The organism is Pseudomonas agarici, from assembly GCF_900109755.1.
Taxonomy (GTDB): domain Bacteria; phylum Pseudomonadota; class Gammaproteobacteria; order Pseudomonadales; family Pseudomonadaceae; genus Aquipseudomonas; species Aquipseudomonas agarici.
Genome location: NZ_FOAR01000002.1, coordinates 64,381 through 84,508 on the forward strand (window position 1 = coordinate 64,381; position 20,128 = coordinate 84,508).

At 55.9% G+C, this 20,128-nt stretch carries 16 protein-coding genes; 15 read left to right on the forward strand and 1 reads right to left on the reverse strand.

Annotated elements, in window-relative coordinates:
- The first annotated feature begins 152 nt into the window (after window positions 1–152).
- The 13 genes from BMX68_RS01960 (at window position 153) to BMX68_RS02020 (ending at window position 16,445) form a co-directional block, all read left to right on the forward strand.
- Window positions 153–1,904 carry a fatty acyl-AMP ligase gene (locus tag BMX68_RS01960; RefSeq protein ID WP_017134310.1) on the forward strand — a complete coding sequence of 584 codons (1,752 nt, stop codon included), beginning with the start codon at window positions 153–155 and terminating at the stop codon, window positions 1,902–1,904.
- A complete protein-coding gene (locus BMX68_RS01965) occupies window positions 1,904–2,815 on the forward strand; it encodes an NAD-dependent epimerase/dehydratase family protein (RefSeq protein ID WP_026013455.1) in 912 nt (303 codons plus the stop codon). Before BMX68_RS01960 ends, BMX68_RS01965 begins: the two co-directional genes overlap by 1 nt.
- A 35-nt stretch (window positions 2,816–2,850) precedes the next feature.
- The gene (locus BMX68_RS01970; protein ID WP_017134308.1) at window positions 2,851–3,111 is read left to right on the forward strand and encodes an acyl carrier protein; all 261 of its coding nucleotides are present in this window, start codon (window positions 2,851–2,853) and stop codon (window positions 3,109–3,111) included.
- Complete coding sequence (gene spt, locus BMX68_RS01975) at window positions 3,098–4,291, forward strand: serine palmitoyltransferase (RefSeq protein WP_017134307.1); 1,194 nt, start codon at window positions 3,098–3,100, stop codon at window positions 4,289–4,291. The genes BMX68_RS01970 and spt overlap by 14 nt, the downstream gene beginning before the upstream one ends.
- A gap of 109 nt (window positions 4,292–4,400) precedes the next feature.
- Complete coding sequence (locus BMX68_RS01980; protein WP_017134306.1) at window positions 4,401–6,125, forward strand: ABC transporter ATP-binding protein; 1,725 nt, start codon at window positions 4,401–4,403, stop codon at window positions 6,123–6,125.
- 39 nt (window positions 6,126–6,164) lie between these two features.
- On the forward strand, window positions 6,165–6,971 hold the full coding sequence (locus BMX68_RS26200) for a nucleoside/nucleotide kinase family protein (RefSeq protein WP_244159597.1): 807 nt from the start codon (window positions 6,165–6,167) through the stop codon (window positions 6,969–6,971).
- Window positions 6,972–6,977: 6 nt separating this feature from the next.
- Entirely contained in the window at window positions 6,978–7,724 is a 747-nt protein-coding gene (locus tag BMX68_RS01990; protein ID WP_017134304.1) for a nucleoside/nucleotide kinase family protein, read from the forward strand.
- A gap of 113 nt (window positions 7,725–7,837) precedes the next feature.
- On the forward strand, window positions 7,838–9,601 hold the full coding sequence (cptA, locus tag BMX68_RS01995) for a phosphoethanolamine transferase CptA (RefSeq protein WP_017134303.1): 1,764 nt from the start codon (window positions 7,838–7,840) through the stop codon (window positions 9,599–9,601).
- Between the two features lie 161 nt (window positions 9,602–9,762).
- Window positions 9,763–10,104, forward strand: coding sequence for a hypothetical protein (locus tag BMX68_RS26205; protein ID WP_026013453.1), 342 nt, complete (start codon window positions 9,763–9,765; stop codon window positions 10,102–10,104).
- Window positions 10,105–10,202: 98 nt separating this feature from the next.
- Window positions 10,203–11,459, forward strand: coding sequence for a TolC family protein (locus BMX68_RS02005; protein WP_017134301.1), 1,257 nt, complete (start codon window positions 10,203–10,205; stop codon window positions 11,457–11,459).
- A complete protein-coding gene (locus BMX68_RS02010) occupies window positions 11,456–12,940 on the forward strand; it encodes an efflux RND transporter periplasmic adaptor subunit (RefSeq protein ID WP_026013452.1) in 1,485 nt (494 codons plus the stop codon). Before BMX68_RS02005 ends, BMX68_RS02010 begins: the two co-directional genes overlap by 4 nt.
- Complete coding sequence (locus BMX68_RS02015; protein ID WP_017134299.1) at window positions 12,937–16,095, forward strand: efflux RND transporter permease subunit; 3,159 nt, start codon at window positions 12,937–12,939, stop codon at window positions 16,093–16,095. Before BMX68_RS02010 ends, BMX68_RS02015 begins: the two co-directional genes overlap by 4 nt.
- Entirely contained in the window at window positions 16,092–16,445 is a 354-nt protein-coding gene (locus tag BMX68_RS02020; RefSeq protein WP_017134298.1) for a copper-binding protein, read from the forward strand. The genes BMX68_RS02015 and BMX68_RS02020 overlap by 4 nt, the downstream gene beginning before the upstream one ends.
- 145 nt (window positions 16,446–16,590) lie before the next feature.
- Here BMX68_RS02020 and BMX68_RS02025 read toward each other — a convergent pair whose 3' ends face one another.
- A complete protein-coding gene (locus BMX68_RS02025) occupies window positions 16,591–17,580 on the reverse strand; it encodes a LysR family transcriptional regulator (protein ID WP_017134297.1) in 990 nt (329 codons plus the stop codon).
- A 182-nt stretch (window positions 17,581–17,762) separates the two neighbouring features.
- Between BMX68_RS02025 and BMX68_RS02030 the strand changes: the two genes are divergently transcribed.
- Window positions 17,763–18,293, forward strand: coding sequence for a 4-hydroxylaminobenzoate lyase (locus tag BMX68_RS02030; RefSeq protein WP_017134296.1), 531 nt, complete (start codon window positions 17,763–17,765; stop codon window positions 18,291–18,293).
- A 361-nt stretch (window positions 18,294–18,654) separates the two neighbouring features.
- Window positions 18,655–20,121, forward strand: a complete 1,467-nt coding sequence (locus tag BMX68_RS02035; protein ID WP_026013451.1) for a benzaldehyde dehydrogenase — start codon at window positions 18,655–18,657, stop codon at window positions 20,119–20,121.
- The last annotated feature ends 7 nt before the right edge of the window (window positions 20,122–20,128 follow it).

Consider the following 20,128-nt stretch of genomic DNA (forward strand, 5'->3'; position numbering starts at 1 on the left):
AGGTGTTCAAGCGTCGATATCGATTTATCGACGAGTGGATGCTGTTTTTAATTGATCGCTAATTGCGTCGTGCCCAAGTTTTCTGCCATGCCTGTCGTGGCCTCAAACCTCGTGCGAGATTTAGTGGTGCACCTGATAAAGGGCTCAGACCTATGACCGTTCTCTATTTGTCAGAGACAAGCGCTGTGCATTCGCTTCCTCAACGCCTGGCGGATTTTGCTTCGCTGGCCGAGGCGCTTGACTATGCGGCGCTCGGGCAAACAGGTATGAATTTCTACGATCGACGTTGCCATCTGGTGGCCGTTGTCGAGTACCGGCAATTGCAGGTTCGAGCCGTTGCGGCGGCCAAGCGGCTACTGGGTATTGGCCTGAAGAAGGGGGATCGTGTAGCCCTTATCGCGGACACGACACCTTGCTTTGTTGAAGCTTTTTTTGCCTGCCAGTATGCAGGTCTGATCCCGGTGCCGCTGCCCATCCCAACGGGTGTAGGGCACCATCATACCTACGTTGAAAAGCTGCGAGGGTTGCTGGCCAGTTGTTCTCCTTCTGCAATTATCGGCGGCCGGGAGTGGTTGCCGTTTGTGAATGAGGCCATTGATGCTGGCGCTCTGAAATTTTCCGGCGACTTTGATTTGGTCGAAGCGCTCCCCATGTTCGACGTCGAGCTCGTGCCCGCGCAACCGGATGATATTGCTTACCTGCAGTACACCTCGGGCAGTACCCGTTTTCCTCGTGGCGTGGTCGTAACGCAGCGTTCGGTTATGGCTAATCTTCGAGGCATCAGCCTGGATGGCATCAGGCTGCAACCCAAAGATCGTTGTATTTCCTGGCTGCCGTACTACCACGACATGGGCTTGGTGGGTTTTGTCCTGACCCCGGTTGCCACACAGCTATCGGTTGACTATTTGCAGACGCAAGATTTCGCCATGCGCCCCAAGCAATGGTTGAATCTGATGAGCCGTAACAGAGGTACGGTGTCTGTCGCGCCACCTTTTGGCTACGACTTGTGTGTGCGTCGTTGCAGTACTGCCGAGGTCGAGAGCCTGGATCTTTCGTGGTGGCGAGTGGCGGGTGTCGGTGCGGAACCCATTGCGATTTCCACGCTTAACCGCTTCGCCGAGCATTTCGCTCCTGCGGGTTTTAAAGCCAGTGCGTTCATGCCGTGTTATGGATTGGCCGAAAATACGCTAGCCGTCAGCTTCGCGGCTCCCGGCACGGGTGGGCAGGTTGATCGAGTGGATCGAGACATCCTGGAGCTTGAAGGAAGGGCCGTTAAAGCCACTGGGCGATCCACGGCCGTCAGCACATTTGTTAATTGCGGTCGCCCGTTGCCGGGTCATCAACTACAGGTGCTCGATGAGGCGGGTCATGCACTAGCCGAGCGCTGTATTGGTCGAATTGTCATTTCCGGTCCGAGCCTGATGGCTGGGTACTTCGAGGATCAGGAGTCGAAACGGCAGTTGGAAACCGTCCAACGATTGGACACCGGTGATCTGGGCTATCTGTTTGACGGTGACTTGTATGTTACGGGGCGCAAGAAAGACCTGATCATCATCCGGGGCAGAAACATCTGGCCTCAGGATATCGAACTCGTCGCTGAGTCCGAGCCGGAAGTCAGGCCGGGTGACGCTATCGTTTTTATTGTGCAGAAAGACGGGGAGACAACGGTGGTTGTGCAGGTGCAGTGTCGGATCCTCGCAAAAGAGCTGCGCGAACGACTTGTGCACACCTTGTTTGCCAAGATCCATAGCGAGTTCGGACTTTCGCCCACAATCGAGCTCGTTCCACCGCATAGCATTCCTCGGACCTCATCGGGTAAGCCAGCCAGGGCCGAAGCTCGTAAACGCTTTCTCAGTCAGTTAGCGGCGTGCCAGAAAACCCTCGCTGTCGCGGGTTCAGCATGATGGCACATACGGTGGCCCTGACCGGAGGGAGCGGGTTCATCGGTGGGCAGATCGGACGCATGCTAGTCGCCCAGGGTTTCAATGTGCGTGCCTTGAGCCGGACGCGGTCGGGCTTGCGCAATGGTATTTATTGGGTGCGAGGTTCGTTGGAAAACTCACGATCACTGACTGAGCTGGTGACGGGGGCTCGCACGGTTGTCCACTGCGCGGGTGCTGTCAGAGGGCGAGATGAATATGGCTTTCATCTCACCAATGTCGACGGTAGCCGTCGAGTCATGGAAGCTGCGCGTGACGGTGGGGACTGCGAGCGATTTCTGCATATGTCGTCCCTGGCGGCACGCCATCCCGAGCTTTCCTGGTACTCCAACTCCAAGTTTAACGCGGAGCGGGAAGTCCTTCATGCGGCCGGAAAGATCAATGTCGGTATTTTCAGGCCGACCGCAGTGTATGGCTCGGGCGATCGAGAGCTGCAACCTTTGTTTTCCTGGTTGTTGCGTGGACTGTTGATCAGATTGAGCGCAAGCGACTCGCATCTGAGTTTTGTTCATGTGTTTGATCTCACCGCAGCCGTATTGCAATGGATCACTAGTCCTGTGGCGAAAGCCGCGACGTATGAGATCGGTGACGGTACATTGGGTGGATATAGCTGGAAGGCCTTGGCGTGCATTGGGGCCGATATCCGCAAGGCGCCTGTTCGGCAGATGCCCATTCCCAGGGCTGCGCTGAATGGTCTGGCGCGGCTGAACCTCGCCTTGTCCTACCTGATTCCAGGTGAGCCGATGCTTACGACCAGCAAGGTCAAAGAGCTGGTTCACGACGATTGGACCTGCAGCAATGCCGACATTACCAATGCCATTGGCTGGGTGCCCCAGATCAAGCTGCGTCGCGCGCTGAAAGACCGGCTGTTCTAAAAAACGCGTCAATTTGAACGCTTAAGAGGTTGGCCATGTTTACGCAAGACACGATTCTGAAAAATGTCCTGGTATGCCTTCGAGAAATGGTTCCGGCCTCGGAAAAGGTAGGCCCGGAGAGTGACATGGTCAACGACTTGGGGTTGGAGTCCGTCAAGATGATGGACCTGCTGATGAGACTGGAAGACGAGTACGATCTGTCCATTCCCATTAATATATTGATGGACGTCAGGACCCCACAACAGCTGGCCAGTTCGCTTGTGGCTTATGTGGAGAAAAGTCATGGGGTTGTATGATCGTTTCAGCCGTCTGGCTGCCGAACGTTCCAGTCTTCAAGGTATGACCCCCAGTCCATTTGGTACCTGTATTGATGCGGTGTATTCGCCTACCGAGGGGCGCATAGGCGATCAAAACGTCATCCTCGCAGGAACCAACAATTACTTGGGGTTGACGTTTGACCCTGACGCCATTGAGGCCGCTCAACAAGCATTGACAACAGAAGGCACCGGCACGACAGGGTCGCGAATGGCCAACGGCAGTTACGGTGGCCATATGGCGCTAGAGGCTGAGCTTGCAGCCTTTCTCGATCGCCCTTCGGTCATCGTATTCTCCACGGGATATGTAGCGAACCTGGGAGTGATCGGCTCGTTAGCCGCGCCAGGAGAGGTGGTGCTGCTGGATGCTGATTGCCATGCCAGTATCTATGACGCGTGTGCGCTGGGCGGTGCCGAAATCATCCGATTTCAGCATAACGATGCCAAGGATCTTGAGCGACGGCTGCGTCGCCTGGGCGAGCGCGCCAAAAATGCGCTGATCATTGTCGAAGGTATCTACAGCATGCTGGGAGATACCGCACCGCTCAGAGAAATCGTTGAGGTCAAAGGTAGGCTCGGCGGTCATCTGCTCGTTGACGAAGCACACTCCTTCGGCGTCATGGGCGCCAATGGTCGAGGCCTGTGCGAAGCGCTCGGTGTCGAGAGCGAGGTCGACATCTTGTTGGGCACTTTTAGCAAAAGCCTGGCGGCGATTGGCGGTTTCGCTGCCGGCAAGAGTAGTGGCATGGAAATACTGCGTTATGCCAGCCGTCCCTACATCTTTACCGCATCACCTTCGCCTTCGGTCATTGCGTCGGTGCGCTCGACGCTGCGTTCGATCGCCACACGTCCCGAGTTGCGAGACCAGCTTTGGAACAACGCCAATCGCCTGTACCGTGGGCTGGCGGAGTTGGGTTATTCGTTGGGGCCGAATGTCAGCCCGGTGGTTCCCGTGATGGTGGGTACCAAAGAACAAGGCCTGCTGTTTTGGCGCGCGTTGATCGAGCAGGGTGTTTACGTCAATTTGGTGTTGCCACCTGCGACCCCGGCAGGCGTTACACTGGTTCGATGCAGCGTCAGCGCTGCCCACACCCCTGAGCAGATCGACCGGATTATCCATGCTTTCGCGATGCTGCGCTCCTTGGCCGGCCTGGTCAGTTGACGGTTGTGAGGTTGTTGGCCAATAGCGAGAGTGCCTATGAGCTGAACAACCGGGTTGTTGTGCGACAAGAATATCGAAGGCGCCAAGCCTGTAATTATTTGTGAGTGTTATGCGAATTATCTTTGCGTTTGGTCGATCCTACCCGGGACGTACCAGCTTGATGTTGCTGAGTCTGGTGGTTGCCGGGCTGGTTGAGAGCATCAGCCTGACCACCATGCTGCCATTGGTTTCGGTGATGTTGGGCGACAACGCTCATTCAAAATTTGGCGTGCAGGTTGTCAATGCGTTGAGGAGTGTGGGGGTCGAACCGACAATACCGTCGTTATTGATCATCATTGTCGTCGGCATGGCGGTCAGCAGCTTTTTGATCCTTTTAGCCAACCGCCAAGTGGGGTATACCGTTGCGCGTGTGGCCACCGACCTGCGGGTGGATCTGATCAATGCCACCTTGGGAAGTCGCTGGGAATATTATTTGCATCAACCAGGCGGGGCGCTGGCCAACGCAGTTGCGACGGAGGCCTATCGCGCATCCACGGCGTATGAGCACGCCGCTAATATGGTCGCCCTATCGATCCAGGCGGCGGCCTACGCTGCCATCGCGCTGGTCGTGTCATGGCAGGCGGCGCTGGTGTGCTTGATTGTGGGATTGGCCATTCTCATTGGTCTTCGAGGATTGGTCAAAACATCGCGGCGCGCGGGTAGAAGCCAGACTCGCCTGATGAAAGATCTATTGGTGAACCTCACCGACACGCTCGGATCGGTTAAACCGTTGAAGGCTATGGCACGAGAAGACATCGCCGATTCTCTGCTACGACACCAAGCCACCGAGCTCAATGCAGCCATGGAAAACGAGGTGACCAGCCGGGAAACATTGCGTGCCCTGCAGGAACCGTTGTTAGCCATCCTGGCGGCTGCGGGACTCTATGCGGGGTTGGTGATCTGGCAGTTACCGTTGTCATCGGTGATGGTACTGATCTTTATGGTGGTGCGCGTGCTTGGCCTGATGCACAAGGCGCAACAGCGATATCACCGCATGGCGGGACAGGAGAGTGCGTTCTGGGCATTACGTCAGGCGGTAGAAACGGCGGCGTCCCAGGTAGAGCCTCAAGGCGGGAGCGGTGAGCCGACACTCGAACAACGCATTGATTTTGACAACGTATCGTTTACCTACGAGCAGCGCACTGTTCTTAAAAAGGCTTCTTTTTCGTTTGAAGTCGGCATGATGACCACGTTGGTGGGACCGTCCGGTGAAGGTAAGACGACCATACTCGATCTGTTGTGCGTTTTACTGAGCCCTCAGGCAGGACAAATACGTGTTGACGGCGCCATCCTGAATGACCTCGATCGCCGTAAGTGGCGCCGTATGATTGGATATGTAACGCAGGAAACGCTTCTGCTGCATGACAGCGTTTTTGCCAACGTCACGTTGGGAGAGCCTACGCTGACGCGTGCGGATGCCGAACGGGCGTTGCGCCAGGCTGGAGCATGGGAATTCGTACAAAGCCTGGCCGATGGCATGGATTCGGTGGTCGGTGAGCGTGGCGGCAAACTCTCTGGCGGGCAACGTCAGCGCATTGTGATTGCCCGTGCCCTGGCTCATCGTCCACGCCTGCTGATTCTCGATGAGGCGACCAGTGCACTTGATCCTGACTCCGAGTTCGATATCTGCACATCCCTTAAGGCGCTGACGCCTGAGATCACCATCATCGCCGTTTCTCATCGCCCTCGCCTGATTGAACTGGCTGACCAGGTCATGCAGGTAAGGGACGGGCAGGTAACGCGCCTCTACGATTTTACCGCTGAGACCAACGAGACATTCAGTAGCAACGCGTAACCTCGTACTGCCCCCGATGAGCGAGATGGAAACCCTTCAATGAACAGCGCAACCCATAACCAACAGACGGTGGCTGGCGAGGAGACGGAGCAGGATATTCAAGCTGAAGTTGTACGTCCTCAAGCGCCTCTTTCAGGTGTTTTGCCGGGCGGACTGGCACCGCTGATTGCCTTCGTGGGATGCGATGGCGCTGGCAAATCCACGGTGTCCGCTGCTGTTCTCGCGTGGCTGAAAGAGTCGCGGGATGTACAGAGCTGTCACCTGGGTATTCAATCCAAATCATTGGGTGAGGCGCTGGTGAAATGGCCGTGGGTGGGGCCTGTTATCGGTCGTTTGCTCGCGGCGAATTCGGCTCGTGATCACTCCTCATTTCCTGGCAGTGGGAGAGGGCCAAGCACGCTCGTTGCCCTTGTCATTTTTTTATTGTCGGTGCGGCGCTGGAGGCGATATCGAAAGATGATGGTACTTCGCCGCCGTGGCATCGCTGTGGTGGCTGATCGCTTCCCGCAGATTGCGGTGGCGAGCATGAAGATCGATGGCCCAGGTCTTCTGAAGGTCAAACATCGCAACGGATTTGTGCGCTTTTTGGCTGGGTGTGAACGACTGCTATACGCCTACATGGTCAGCTACCGACCGGATCTGGTCATTCGCTTGAACGTTGACCTGGAAACGGCATTTGCACGCAAACCGGATCATCGTTACGAGTCTCTCGCGCTCAAGGTCGCGAGTGTTCCACAGCTCGAATACCAAGGTGCGCCTATCGTGGATCTGGATAGCCGCCTGGCGCTGGAAGAAGTCGTCGCACAGGCCAAGGCAGCCGTGTCTCTTCATTTAGAAAATGGTTAAGTGAGTATGCCTGGCAATGATCCTACGTTTTGCCGCTTTTCCGGGGAGCGCGCCGAGGCAGAGGCTCCCTTGATTGCCGTCATCGGTTCCGACGGCGCGGGCAAAACCACTCTCGCATCCTATTTGTGCAATGCCTTGAAAGCCGAGGGAGCCAGCTATTCGTATCTTGGCCTTGGCTCCGGCACGATCGGACTGAAGATTGGTGCCTGGCCATTGATAGGCCCGCTGTTGGAGCGCCATCTGACATCCAAGGCGCGGCAAGCACGTACTGTGGGAGAGCGTATTCCGGGCTTCTTCACGGCGCTGACCATCTATGTCTTTTCAAGGCTGCGTGTGCGCCGATTCAAACAGATGCTCAATAAGCGTAAAAAGGTCGGGCTGGTCATCTGTGATCGCTATCCACAGATAGAGGTGCCTGGTTTCTACGATGGGCCGGGGCTCAGTGCCGCTCGACCAAGTGGTTACCTGACGGCATGGCTGGCCGTTGAGGAGCTTGCCTTGTATCAGCGCATGGCTCTTCACAGGCCTACGCTGGTGATTCGCTTGAACATCGACGTTGAAACTGCGTTGGCCCGTAAGCCTGATCACAACCCGGCGCTGATCAAGAGAAAAGTGGATGTGACCCCGTTGCTGCTTTTCAACGGCGCGCGAATCGTTGATGTCGACGCGAGCCTGCCTCTCTCGGAAGTTCAGAGCAACTGTTTGGAATTGATTAGGCAAACGCTGAGGCCTAATCGTTCGCCTGCAGGTTGATGGGGCTATATGGGCGGCATGCGCCGCTATTTTTTTGCGCAACGGCGACTTGATCCGGTTCTGACCGCGGGTGTGGATGCTGGTGGACATTGTTTGAATACAAAGAGGGTTTCATGAACGCGATGCAGTCTGCTTTTTCAACCCGTCAGCCGACGAACTGGCCGGGCCTGCTCTGGAGTTTCATTTTCTTCTGGTACTTTTCCGGGGTGACGCAACTGCTGATCGTTCATGCGGGTGTGGCAGGTTGGAAAGGAATGCTTCAGGCCTCAATGGTCACGGTGCTGTGGTTGATTCCATTGATCCTTTTTCCGGCCAAAGCGCGGGTATTGGCGGGGCTGATCGGCGTTGTCCTGTGGGCGTCTTCGCTCTCGGGCCTGCTTTATTTTCAGATCTATGGTCAGGAGTTTTCCCAAAGCGTGATTTCCATCATGTTCGATTCGAATATGCAGGAGTCATCCGAGTACCTGGGGCACTATTTCTCCTGGTCGATTGTTAGCGTGGTCGCGGCTTATACCTTGGGTGGGCTGGTGCTCTGGACGCGCGTGCGCCCCGCGTATCTGTCTCGCAGGGCGATTGTGACGTGTTGTGCGTTGTTCATTGTGGTGGGGGCTGGGTTCAACGCAGTCAATCAGTTGCGTAAACGCCCGACGCTCAGCCTGGCGATCTCCAAGTTCGAAGAAAACATCGAGGCTGCGGCGCTGTGGCAAATGGTCGTGGGGTACCACCAGTACCGTCAGCAACTGGCTGAAATGTCGAAGATGCTCGCCGTGCAGGCGCAGATACCACCCTTGCTGAACCTTTCCGATAGCCATGCCGGACAACGCTCGACACTGGTGCTGGTCATCGGGGAATCGACTAACAGCCAGCGCATGAGCCTGTACGGTTACGCCCGGCAGACCACGCCAAACCTGGATCAACTGCGTGATCAACTGCAGGTCTTCGATCACGTCATTACGCCCCGTCCCTATACCATCGAAACGCTGGAACAGGTGCTGACATTTGCCGATCAGGAACATCCGAATCTGTTTCTGAGCACGCCCACGGTGGTCAGCATGATGAAGCAGGCGGGCTATAAGACGTTCTGGATCACCAATCAGCAGACCATGACCAAGCGCAACACGATGCTAACGCTGTTCTCGAAACAGGCTGATGAGCAGCGGTACCTGAACAACAATCGCGACCAGAACCAGACCAGCCAATACGATGAGGATGTACTCGAACCCTTCTCGAAGGTATTGGAGGACGATGCTCCGCGAAAACTGATTGTGGTGCACCTGCTCGGTACGCATATGAGCTACAAGTATCGTTATCCCGAGTCGTATGACTATTTCAAGGATCGCACCGGCGTGCCGGCCAACGTTACGCAAAGCCAGTTGGCGTTCTACAACGCCTATGACAACGCGGTGCGTTACAACGACTATGTGGTGTCGTCACTGATCAAGCGATTCAGTGATACCGATCCCAACGGCTTTCTGCTCTATTTGTCCGATCACGGCGAGTCTGTCTACGACCCTGTCGCTCCGGATGTCTTGGGGCGTAATGAAGCCGCGCCCACGCGGCCGATGTACACCGTGCCCTTTATTGTGTGGAAGTCGCCAAGTTGGAAGTCAGCACAAGGTACGACGATGGAGCCTCCTGAATACCTGGCGCGCCCTTACAGCACATCGCACTTCATTCACAGTTGGGCGGATCTTGCAGGGTTGCGATTCGGTGAATTCGACCCTACAAAAAGTGTCGTGAACGCTGGATTCAAACCGACGCGATTGTTGATTGGCAATCCTCATAATCCATCGAGCCTGCGCGATTTCAGTCTGCTGCCTTCCGATCCGCAGCAAGGTTCAGCTGCCCAAATAGCACAGCAGGGCGGTAAGCCGTAAGTAGGGCGCTGTCATACTTGAAAATAACTGACAAAGCTGGCCGCACGATAATGCCAGCTTAATTCAGATGCGGTGATATCAGCTCAGTCAGCGGCTTTGGCAGGCTGCTGAGTACAATCCTCCCATTGTGAGAGCCACTCTCAGCGACTACACTCTTGCCCATGAAGCGTTATCTGCGGTTTTGCATCATCTTCATGATTAGCTTGGCGCTTCCCCTCAGCGGGATGGCGGGCGTTCAGGCATCGGCGCAACCGTGCCCGATGGAAGCTAGCGGCATGGCGATGGTGGAGGGCATGATCCCCGATTGCTGTCAGGATACCAAGAGCCCCTCAGAGCACGGTAAGCCGTGTAAATCAGGTCAAGAGTGCAAGACCGGGAGCATGCTGCAAGTCTCGGTCATTAAGATGCCTGTTACCTTGTCCCATGCCGTTGTCACCTCCTTCTCCGGCGATTTTTCGCCTGTACCGACCCCGTCCGGGGTGTGGCGCCCGCCGCGCGTTTGATTCCTATCCCACGTTGAGCTTCATTCCGCATTCACGGAGTGGCCTTGTTGTGCCTGTGCTTTGAGCACGCGCAATGGATGACCAGAGGAATCGTAAGCATGAACTCCAAGTGCTATCGCACGGGCTGGCCTTTAGTGGTCGGCATTGCGGCAAGCCTATTGGCTTTGCCGAGCTTGGCTGCGCCACTGACACTCGATGAAGCGCTACGGCTGGCCGAAAACACGGCGCCGTCGCTGAACGCGCAAGACTCAAAAATCCAAGCAGCTAGCAGTGCCGCTATTCCCGCCGGCGAGCTACCTGATCCCAAGCTGATTCTGGGGGTGCAAAATTTTCCCGTCGGCGGGCCGAATCGAGGCAGTATCGACGATGATTTCATGACCATGCGAATGGCGGGGATCAAGCAGGAGGTGCCCAACAGCTACAAGCGCAAAGCGCGTATTGAAGTCGCTGATGCGAGCGTCGATCGTGCGACGGCAGAGCGTCGAATAGAGCGCCTGAATGTGCGCCTGTCCACGGCCATGGCCTGGATCAACAGTTACTCCGTTGAGCGCAAGGACGCGCTGTTTCAGGAATTCTACAAAGAGAACCGCCTACTCGGCGATACCGTCCGGGCCGAGATCGCCAGCGGCCGCGCGCAGCCGTCCGATGCGGTAACACCTAAGCAAGAAGCGGCTCAGTTGGAGGAGGAGCAGGACGAATTGATCCGGCAGAGAGACCAGGCCCGAGCGGCGCTCAAACGTTGGATTGGCGCCGCGGGCAACGACAAGCCGGTAGGTGGCTTGCCAAATTGGTCTCCTGATACCGCAGGCTACACCCGCCACTTGCACAACCATCCCAGGTTGGCGGCCTATGTACCCATGACCCGAGAGGCGCAGGCCAAAGTTCGTGAAGCCGAGTCAGAGAAGCATTCGGACTGGAGTTGGGAAGTTGACTACCAGCATCGCGGACGCGAGTTCGGCGACATGGTCAGCGTGCAGTTTTCCTTTGACCTTCCGCTGTTTCCGGGCACACGCCAAAACCCGAAGATTGCCGCGAAGTACGCCGAGCTCAATCAGATCGAGGCCGAGCGTGAAGCCGCTTTGCGCGAGCACAATCAGGAGCTGGAGGACGAGCTTGCCAACTATGAACGCCAGAATCGCGCGGTTCGCCGCAGTCAGGAAAGCCTGGTGCCTCTGGCCAGGGAAAAGGTCGACCTCAGCATGGCCGGTTATCGCGCCGGAAAGGCCGATTTAGGTTCAGTGGTCACTGCCCGCCGCGAGCTGATCGAAGCCCGCCTCAAGCAAATCGATGTTGAGGAGCAACGTGCGTTAGCCAGTGCTCGCCTCTACTTAGCCTATGGGGAGTCTGCTCAATGAGTTCTAACATGTGGAAAGTGGCCTTACTGATGGGGATCTCGGCTGCCTTCGGCATCGCGGGCGGATACTGGATACCTAAAGCGCAAATGGCGGGAATGCCAGGAGCCTCGACTCAACCGGAGCCAAAAGGCTCAACGGATCGCAAGGCACTGTACTGGTATGACCCGATGTACCCGCAGCAAAAATTTGATCATCCGGGCAAGTCGCCTTTCATGGATATGCAACTGGTTCCCCAATACGCCGATGGCGGCGGCGACAGTGCATCGGTTCGCATTGATCCAAGCTTGACGCAAAACTTCGGTGTGCGGTTTGCCACTGTCAGCAAAGGCGTATTCGCTTCAAGCGTGGACGTGGTCGGCGTCCTGGCATTTAACGAGCGGGATGTCGCCGTCGTTCAATCCCGGACTGCGGGTTTTGTCGAGCGCGTTTATGCCCGAGCGCCTGGCGATGTACTCAATGCCAATGCCGCATTGGTGGATATTCTGGTACCGGAATGGGCAGGTGCGCAGGAAGAGTTTCTGGCGCTCAAGCAAAACGGCGATTCGGCTTTGCTGGGCGCGGCTCGCCAACGACTGCGGCTGACCGGCATGCCGACCGGATTGATTGCCCAGGTCGAGCGCAGTGGCAAAGTCCAACCGACCCTGACCATCAGCAGCCCTATGGGTGGCGTGCTGCAAGAGCTGAACGTGCGCGAAGGCATGACGATTGCCGCAGGCCAGACATTGGCCCGTATCAACGGTTTGAGCAAGGTCTGGATGGAGGTGGCCGTCCCGGAAGCCGAGGCGGGATCGCTGTTAATCGGCCAAGCAGTGCAGGCGCATTTCCCGGCATTTCCCGGGACGACGATCAAAGGGACCGTCAGCACGATTCTTCCCAACACCAACCCTGACAGCCGCACCCTTCGCGTGCGCATCGAGCTGCCCAATCCAGACGGGCATCTCAGGCCTGGTTTGACCGCACAAGTGAGTATCAGCCGCTCCACGCAGCAGAGTGTCTTATGGGTGCCTAGCGAAGCGGTTATCCGCACGGGGCGCAGAGCCCTGGTGATGCTTGCGCAGGATGGCGGTCGTTACCGTCCGGTAGAAGTGCAGATAGGACAGGACAACGACGGCAAAACCGCCATATTGAAAGGCCTGGAGGAAGGACAGAAGGTAGTGTCCTCGGGGCAGTTCCTGCTCGACTCGGAAGCCAGTCTCAAAGGCATCGTTGCAACCCCGTTGGATATGTCCACGCCAAGCACGGCGTCCGCGGTCTTGCATGAGGCGCAAGGCCAGGTTCTGGAAATCGATAATGCCCAGGTCAAAATTGCCCACGGCCCGTTCAACACCCTGGGTATGCCGGGTATGACCATGAGCTTCCCACTGGCCAATCCGGCGCTGATGGTGGGTATCAAAGCCGGCGATAAGGTTCGATTCTCAGTGAGCCAGAATGATGATGGCCTGCATGTCGAGACATTGGAAAAAACGGGAGGCCAGCCATGATTGCCGCGCTGATTCGCTGGTCGGTGGGCAACCGCTTCCTGGTGCTGCTGGCCACGCTGTTCATCACGGCATGGGGGATCTGGTCGGTTCAAACTACGCCTATTGATGCACTGCCGGATCTGTCGGATGTGCAAGTCATCATCCGTACCCCTTATCCAGGCCAGGCGCCGCAGATCGTTGAGAACCAGGTGACCTACCCGTTGGCTACCACCATGCTCTCGGTCCCCGGGGCTAAGACGGTTCGTGGGTATTCCTTTTTCGGCGACAGCTTTGTTTACGTGTTATTTGAAGATGGCACCGACCTGTATTGGGCTCGCTCGCGGGTCCTGGAATATCTGAGTCAAATACAAAGCCGCTTGCCGGCGAGCGCCAAGCCAGCCCTCGGCCCGGATGCGACCGGGGTGGGGTGGATTTACCAATACGCCTTGGTCGATCGTAGTGGCGAGCATGACCTGGCACAGTTGCGCGCCTTGCAGGACTGGTTCTTCAAATTCGAACTCAAGACCTTACCCAACGTTGCGGAAGTAGCCACCGTGGGGGGCATGGTCAAGCAATATCAAGTTCAACTCGATCCGCTGAAGATGGCTAGCTTGGGCATCACCCAGGCCGAGGTGACCGATGCCATCGGCAAGGCGAATCAAGAGACCGGTGGCGCTGTACTCGAATTGGCCGAGACGGAATTCATCGTGCGTGCCTCCGGCTACTTGAAGACGCTCAATGACTTTCGAGCCATTCCACTCAAGCTCGGCATAGGTAATGTGCCCGTCACCTTGGGAGATGTGGCCACGATTCATCTGGGCCCGGAAATGCGGCGCGGCATCTCCGAGCTCGACGGCGAAGGCGAGGCCGTTGGCGGCGTGGTGATTTTGCGCAGCGGCAAAAATGCGCGAGCGACCATTGCGGCGGTCAAAAGCAAACTCGAAGAGCTCAAAAGTAGTCTGCCTAAGGGAGTGGAAATCGTCACCACCTATGACCGCAGCAAACTGATTGATCGCGCGGTGGAAAACCTCAGCCATAAGTTGATTGAAGAATTCATCGTGGTTGCGCTGGTTTGCGGGATTTTCCTCTGGCACCTGCGCTCATCGTTGGTGGCGATCATCTCCTTGCCCGTGGGGGTGCTGATTGCTTTCATCGTCATGCGCCACCAAGGGATTAACGCCAACATCATGTCGCTGGGGGGGATTGCCATCGCCATTGGCGCCATGGTCGATGCTGCGGTGGTGATGATCGAGAATGCGCACAAAAAGATCGAGGCTTGGCATACGGACCACCCTGGGCAGGAACTGCAGGGCGAGGAGCACTGGCGCGTGATGACTGACGCGGCGACCGAGGTCGGCCCGGCGTTGTTCTTCTGCTTGTTGATCATCACCTTGTCTTTCATTCCGGTGTTCACACTCGAGGCGCAGGAGGGGCGCTTGTTCGGTCCGTTGGCATTCACTAAAACCTATGCCATGGCCGCTGCGGCGGGGTTGTCCGTGACCTTGGTACCGGTGCTGATGGGTTACTGGATTCGCGGGCGGATCCCTGAAGAAAAACACAACCCGTTAAATCGCTGGTTGATCCGTATTTATGAGCCCGCTTTGGACGCAGTATTGCGTTGGCCGAAAGCCACGATGCTGGTCGCGCTACTCGTTTTTGTCAGTGCCCTGTGGCCTATTTCCCATCTCGGTGGTGAATTTCTTCCACGTCTGGACGAGGGCGATCTGCTCTATATGCCTTCGGCGCTGCCGGGGCTATCGGCACAGAAAGCCTCACAGCTGCTGCAGCAGACCGATAGGTTGATCAAAACCGTCCCTGAGGTTGAACACGTATTTGGCAAAGCCGGTCGGGCTGAAACTGCTACGGACCCGGCACCGTTGGAGATGTTTGAAACCACCATCCAATTCAAGCCGCATGACCAATGGCGTCCTGGCATGACTCAGGAAAAGCTCGTAGAAGAGCTTGATCGGATTGTCCGCGTACCGGGTCTGACCAATATCTGGATTCCACCGATTCGCAACCGTATCGATATGTTGGCCACCGGTATCAAGAGCCCTATCGGGGTGAAAGTCGCTGGCACCAACCTGATGGAAATTGACGCGGTCACGCAGGCCGTCGAGAAAGTCGCCAAAGGGGTGCCGGGTGTCAGCTCGGCTTTGGCCGAACGGCTGACCGGTGGCCGTTACATTGACGTAGACATCGATCGCACGGCTGCGGCTCGCTACGGAATGAACATTGCTGATGTGCAAGCCATTGTGGCCAGTGCCATTGGCGGTCAAAACGTGGGAGAAACCATCGAAGGTCTCGCGCGCTTCCCTATCAGCGTCCGTTATCCACGTGAATGGCGTGACTCGCCCGGCGCTTTGGAACAACTGCCGATCAACACTTCGATGGGCACGCAGATCACCCTGGGTACGGTAGCGAAGGTGAAGGTTAGCGACGGCCCGCCAATGCTCAAGAGCGAGAACGCTCGTCCTTCGGGTTGGGTGTATATCGACGCGCGTGGTCGGGACATCGCCTCCGTTGTGGCTGATCTACGACTGGCAGTGAATAAGCAGGTCAAGTTGCAGCCGGGGATGAGCTTGGCGTACTCGGGACAATTCGAGTTTTTGGAGCGAGCCAATGCACGCCTCAAACTGGTCGTGCCCGCCACGCTGTTGATTATCTTCGTGCTGCTTTACCTCACCTTCACGCGTTTCGATGAGGCGTTGTTGATCATGGCCACCTTGCCTTTTGCGCTGTCTGGGGGCGCGTGGTTCATTTACCTCTTGGGTTTCAACCTGTCGGTGGCGACCGGGGTGGGCTTTATTGCCCTGGCCGGGGTGTCTGCCGAGTTCGGCGTGATCATGCTGCTGTATTTGAAGAATGCCTGGGCCGAAAGCCAAACCGCTGGCGATGGTTCTGAGCGCGGGCTGGTGGCGGCGATTCGGGAGGGGGCTGTACAACGTGTTCGCCCTAAGGCCATGACCGTGGCAGTCATCATCGCCGGTTTGTTACCCATTCTGTTGGGCAGCGGTACTGGCAGTGAAGTGATGAGTCGCATCGCTGCGCCGATGGTCGGTGGGATGGTCACCGCTCCTTTGCTTTCCCTCTTTGTCATACCGGCGGCTTATCGCTTGATGCGACGCCGCCATCTTTGCGCTGTACCCACCAACGATGAAGGAAAAATCCTATGAAACTGACTCTGATGGCAGTTGTAGCCACCGTAGCTGCGCTCTCCTTTAACGCCTACGCAGAAGAGATGAATAGGGGGGGAGAGTCGATGCAAGACATGAACATGAGCCCTGCGGCCAAGGCGATGAGCGCAACCAAGACACAAGGAATCATCAAGGCGATTGACGCAGAGAAGCACACGGTAACCATCGCACATGAAGCCATCCCGGCTATCAAGTGGCCCGCCATGACCATGGCATTTTCTACGACAGCGAATCAGATAGTCGGGCTTAGCTCAGGCGATCACGTTGCGTTCACCTTCGACCGTGTCGATGGCACGGCAAAGATTGAATCTATTGAAAAAATGAAATAACGCCGAGGCGGATAACCGGTTCGACTGTCGGGCCGGTTGTCTACAGGAAATAACTTGTTTCCTGGCGCTCAATTTAAACCAGTGCAAAGGAAAGTGCTGCACTGGGCAGTACGCCTCAGTTACCAGCACAGGTAAAGGGTTTTGCTTAATTAGAGGGTCGAGATATTTCATTGGCGGCTGCATAGATCTGGCCGCGTAGCCAACGTTGTGCGGGGTTATCATCATTGCTACCATGCCAAGCCATATCCACTTGTTGTCGTGCAACTGGGTAGGGCAGGGGTTTGATCATTAATCCTAGCGTTCGAGCAAATGTCCTGGCCAATGGTTCTGGCACAATCGCAAGTAGTTCACCTTGCTCCAGTAGCATCGGTAACGCCAGAAAATGTGGAACTATTACTTGTTTTCGTACTGATAACCCCGATTCTGCCAATGCTAACTCCAATGCCTGGCGATCATACATTTGTGCCTGTCTGGCTAATCCTCTTTCCAGTATATATCCGTTCAAAGCGCCGTCGCCGTAGCCCTCCAGGGACACAACAGCCAGCGAATACTCGACCACATCCTGAAGTCTTAAGGGGGCCGAGCCGATGGGGTGGCTGCTGCTGCAGATGAACACTTCTTTCTGAAATAACACAGGTGCTGTGCGCAAGCGTTCAGGAACTCTACTGAACGTACCGATGGCTACGTCGATACGTCCTAAATCGATTTGCTCCGCCAGGTCCAATCGGGTCGCAGGTGTAATGATCAAATCGATACGCGGAGCTGCATCTGTTAGTTGTCGGTTAAGTTGCGGAATGAGCGTCGCGCAAATATAGTCATTGGCGGCAATTGTGAAAGAGCATTGCACATGTTGCGGTTCAAATGGAGACGCTGCGCGGGTGAGCACATCATTCATACTGTGCAGTGCGTGGCGTAGTGGGCCGATAATTTCCATGGCATAGCTTGTCGGGGTCATTCCCCTGCCGGTACGCACGAAAATTTCCTGGTCCAGTACTTCACGCAACCTCGATAATGCATGACTGACTGCGGACTGGCTCAAATGCAGTCGTTGGCTGGCTCGAAGGACACTTCCTTCTTCCATCACGGCATTGAATACCCTAATTAAATTCAAATCCAGCTTGTTAAAAGCAACCATGACAGCCATTCCGGATGAGAGGGCGTTGAGGAAAAATTTGCGTTCATAGATCAGTCTTTTGCAAGAATGTATCGAGATTTAGCATAGATGAATATCATGCATTATGACACTGCAGAATGATCATTTTTTGTCCAGATGCAATTGTGGGAGAGTTTTAGAAAGTCAACGGGAAGTGTCTGCAAATGAAAGAACGCGAACAGTTGATCAGCATCTGCATTGAATTTCTTTCAAAAGTAAAGGATAAAACCGCAGGTGCTGACCTTGATAAATGGTTGAACGAAACATACGGGCCCGATAGTGAAACTTACCAGGCAATAGCTGATCTTGTGATAAAAGGAGTTTCACAAGGCTGGGCAGCCGATACAGAAATTAGTGGCCCAAATTATCGTCGTAGCCGGTTGTGCGAACCTTGTGCAGAGACGTTTTACTTTAGTATTACTACGGTTTATATGGACAGCAAAGGTTATGAATTAAACAATTCAGAGCGCACATTTCGCGGGGATTACCACCTCCATCCGTATGGCGAGTTGAATATGGTCATTCCTCTTGATCAGGGAGCGGTGCTCGCGGGGCCTCGGGGCTGGCAGGGGGCTGGTTGGACTGCACCCGCCCCGGGAAGCCATCACTATCCCGAAGTGAAAGGCGGTGCAGTGATTGCCTTTTTTTTCCTGCCAGCAGGTCGAATCTCCTATGAGATCGAAGCTCAAGGCTAGTAGATGCGGGGCGCATATTGCTCCAGGCTCTGTACGACATGTATCTGTGTTCGTCCATGCGGCGTTGAAAGGCAGGCTCGCAATGCTTATTGACAACTCGTCAACTGCGCTTATTCTCCTGCTTTCGCCTTGCCTGATCTGCGTTCGAAAATATTTCGTACAGACCCTGAAAGTCGAGGATTAAGGTAAAGATCTCCTTGTTACGGGTGATCTTTTATGAGATTTGCAGCTTTAACTAACAAGTCTATATTAAAAAGCAAGCTATGATCATTTGGACCGTTTCTGACTGCTTTTGCGCGACAGATTGCAATTTTCGTCATTGTTAGTCGGTGATCTGGCTCATTCGTAAATAGGAGGTACAATGACTCAATCTCAACAGTTTTTGCCTACTAACATTTGGAATGGTTGCTTGTTCGATGGGCAATGGCGTAAGGGCGACAATACCGTTGCTGTCACAGAACCGGCGACCGGCAAACAATTGGGCCAGATCGCACTGGCCGACGCTGCGCTTATCGCCCGACAGGCGGCGATAGCAGCCTGTGCCCAAGAGACGTGGGCTGCCCTGCCTTATGACGAGCGCGCGCAGGTGATGCGTAAAGCTGCAAGCCTTGCAGAAGAACATGCAGCGGCAATCATCGATTGGGTAGTACGCGAAAGTGGTTCAATCCAGTTAAAAGCCGGTTCGGAGGTCGCGTTGGCGACCAAGTCGCTGCACGAATCGGCGTCGCTGCCGTCGCGCAGCACAGGAGAAGTACTCCCGTCGCAACCCGGTCGATTGAGCTTGGCGCGTCGGCGCCCCTTGGGCGTGGTCGGGGTCATCTCACCGTTCAACTTTCCGCTTTACCTGGCTATGCGTGCGGTTGCTCCGGCGCTGGCACTAGGCAACGCCGTGATACTCAAGCCCGATCCGCGCACCGCGGTATGCGGTGGTTTCGTGATCGCTCGCCTGTTCGAACTGGCGGGGCTACCGGCCGGCGTGCTGCAAGTTCTTCCCGGTGATGGCGCTACCGGTGCAGCCATGACCAGCGACCCGAACATCGCAATGATCCAGTTCACGGGTTCCACCGCAGCCGGTCGCAAGGTGGGCGAAGCGGCTGGACGCAACCTGAAGAAAGTATCTTTGGAGTTGGGAGGCAAGAACTCGTTGATCGTGCTCGACGATGCCGATCTGGATCTGGCCGTCACCAATGCAGCCTGGGGGGTCTACCTGCACCAGGGCCAAATCTGCATGGCCACCGGGCGTGTGCTGGTGCAGCGCGGCATTTACGAGCAGTTCCTCGATAAGCTGACCGCCAAGGCGCGTAGCCTGCGTGTCGGCGACCCGACTGGGGCGGATGTGCAGATAGGCCCGCTGATCAATGAACACCAACGCGACAATGCGCTACGTATCATCGAAGCGGCTCGTCAAGCCGGTGCAACCGTGCAGGTAGGTGGTCATTATGAGGGCCTGTTCTTGTCACCCACCGTACTTGGCAACGTGAGTTCGGACAACCCTGCGTTCCGCGAAGAAATCTTCGGGCCGGTGGCGGTGGTGACGCCTTTCGATACCGATGAGCAAGCGATCAAGTTAGCCAACGACACCGAATACGGTCTGTCGATGGCAGTCATATCGAATAACGTCGGACGGGCACTCAAGCTTGGCCAACGCTTGCGCACGGGCTTGTTGCATATCAACGATCAGACCGTCAACGACGAAGTGGTCAACCCGTTCGGTGGCGTCGGCGCTTCGGGTAACGGAACGAGTATTGGAGGCCCGGCCAACTGGGAAGAGTTTACTCAGTGGCAATGGCTCACCATCCAGGGCGAAGCACCTGATTATCCCATCTGAGGAGAAA

Excerpts from the sequence above, each read along its gene's own strand:
- BMX68_RS01960 (WP_017134310.1), top strand. The coding sequence starts at position 153 with ATGACCGTTCTCTATTTGTCAGAGACAAGCGCTGTGCATTCGCTTCCT.
- BMX68_RS01965 (WP_026013455.1), top strand. The coding sequence starts at position 1,904 with ATGGCACATACGGTGGCCCTGACCGGAGGGAGCGGGTTCATCGGTGGG.
- BMX68_RS01970 (WP_017134308.1), top strand. The coding sequence starts at position 2,851 with ATGTTTACGCAAGACACGATTCTGAAAAATGTCCTGGTATGCCTTCGA.
- spt (WP_017134307.1), top strand. The coding sequence starts at position 3,098 with ATGGGGTTGTATGATCGTTTCAGCCGTCTGGCTGCCGAACGTTCCAGT.
- BMX68_RS01980 (WP_017134306.1), top strand. The coding sequence starts at position 4,401 with ATGCGAATTATCTTTGCGTTTGGTCGATCCTACCCGGGACGTACCAGC.
- BMX68_RS26200 (WP_244159597.1), top strand. The coding sequence starts at position 6,165 with ATGAACAGCGCAACCCATAACCAACAGACGGTGGCTGGCGAGGAGACG.
- BMX68_RS01990 (WP_017134304.1), top strand. The coding sequence starts at position 6,978 with ATGCCTGGCAATGATCCTACGTTTTGCCGCTTTTCCGGGGAGCGCGCC.
- cptA (WP_017134303.1), top strand. The coding sequence starts at position 7,838 with ATGAACGCGATGCAGTCTGCTTTTTCAACCCGTCAGCCGACGAACTGG.
- BMX68_RS26205 (WP_026013453.1), top strand. The coding sequence starts at position 9,763 with ATGAAGCGTTATCTGCGGTTTTGCATCATCTTCATGATTAGCTTGGCG.
- BMX68_RS02005 (WP_017134301.1), top strand. The coding sequence starts at position 10,203 with ATGAACTCCAAGTGCTATCGCACGGGCTGGCCTTTAGTGGTCGGCATT.
- BMX68_RS02010 (WP_026013452.1), top strand. The coding sequence starts at position 11,456 with ATGAGTTCTAACATGTGGAAAGTGGCCTTACTGATGGGGATCTCGGCT.
- BMX68_RS02015 (WP_017134299.1), top strand. The coding sequence starts at position 12,937 with ATGATTGCCGCGCTGATTCGCTGGTCGGTGGGCAACCGCTTCCTGGTG.
- BMX68_RS02020 (WP_017134298.1), top strand. The coding sequence starts at position 16,092 with ATGAAACTGACTCTGATGGCAGTTGTAGCCACCGTAGCTGCGCTCTCC.
- BMX68_RS02025 (WP_017134297.1), bottom strand. The coding sequence starts at position 17,580 with ATGGTTGCTTTTAACAAGCTGGATTTGAATTTAATTAGGGTATTCAAT.
- BMX68_RS02030 (WP_017134296.1), top strand. The coding sequence starts at position 17,763 with ATGAAAGAACGCGAACAGTTGATCAGCATCTGCATTGAATTTCTTTCA.
- BMX68_RS02035 (WP_026013451.1), top strand. The coding sequence starts at position 18,655 with ATGACTCAATCTCAACAGTTTTTGCCTACTAACATTTGGAATGGTTGC.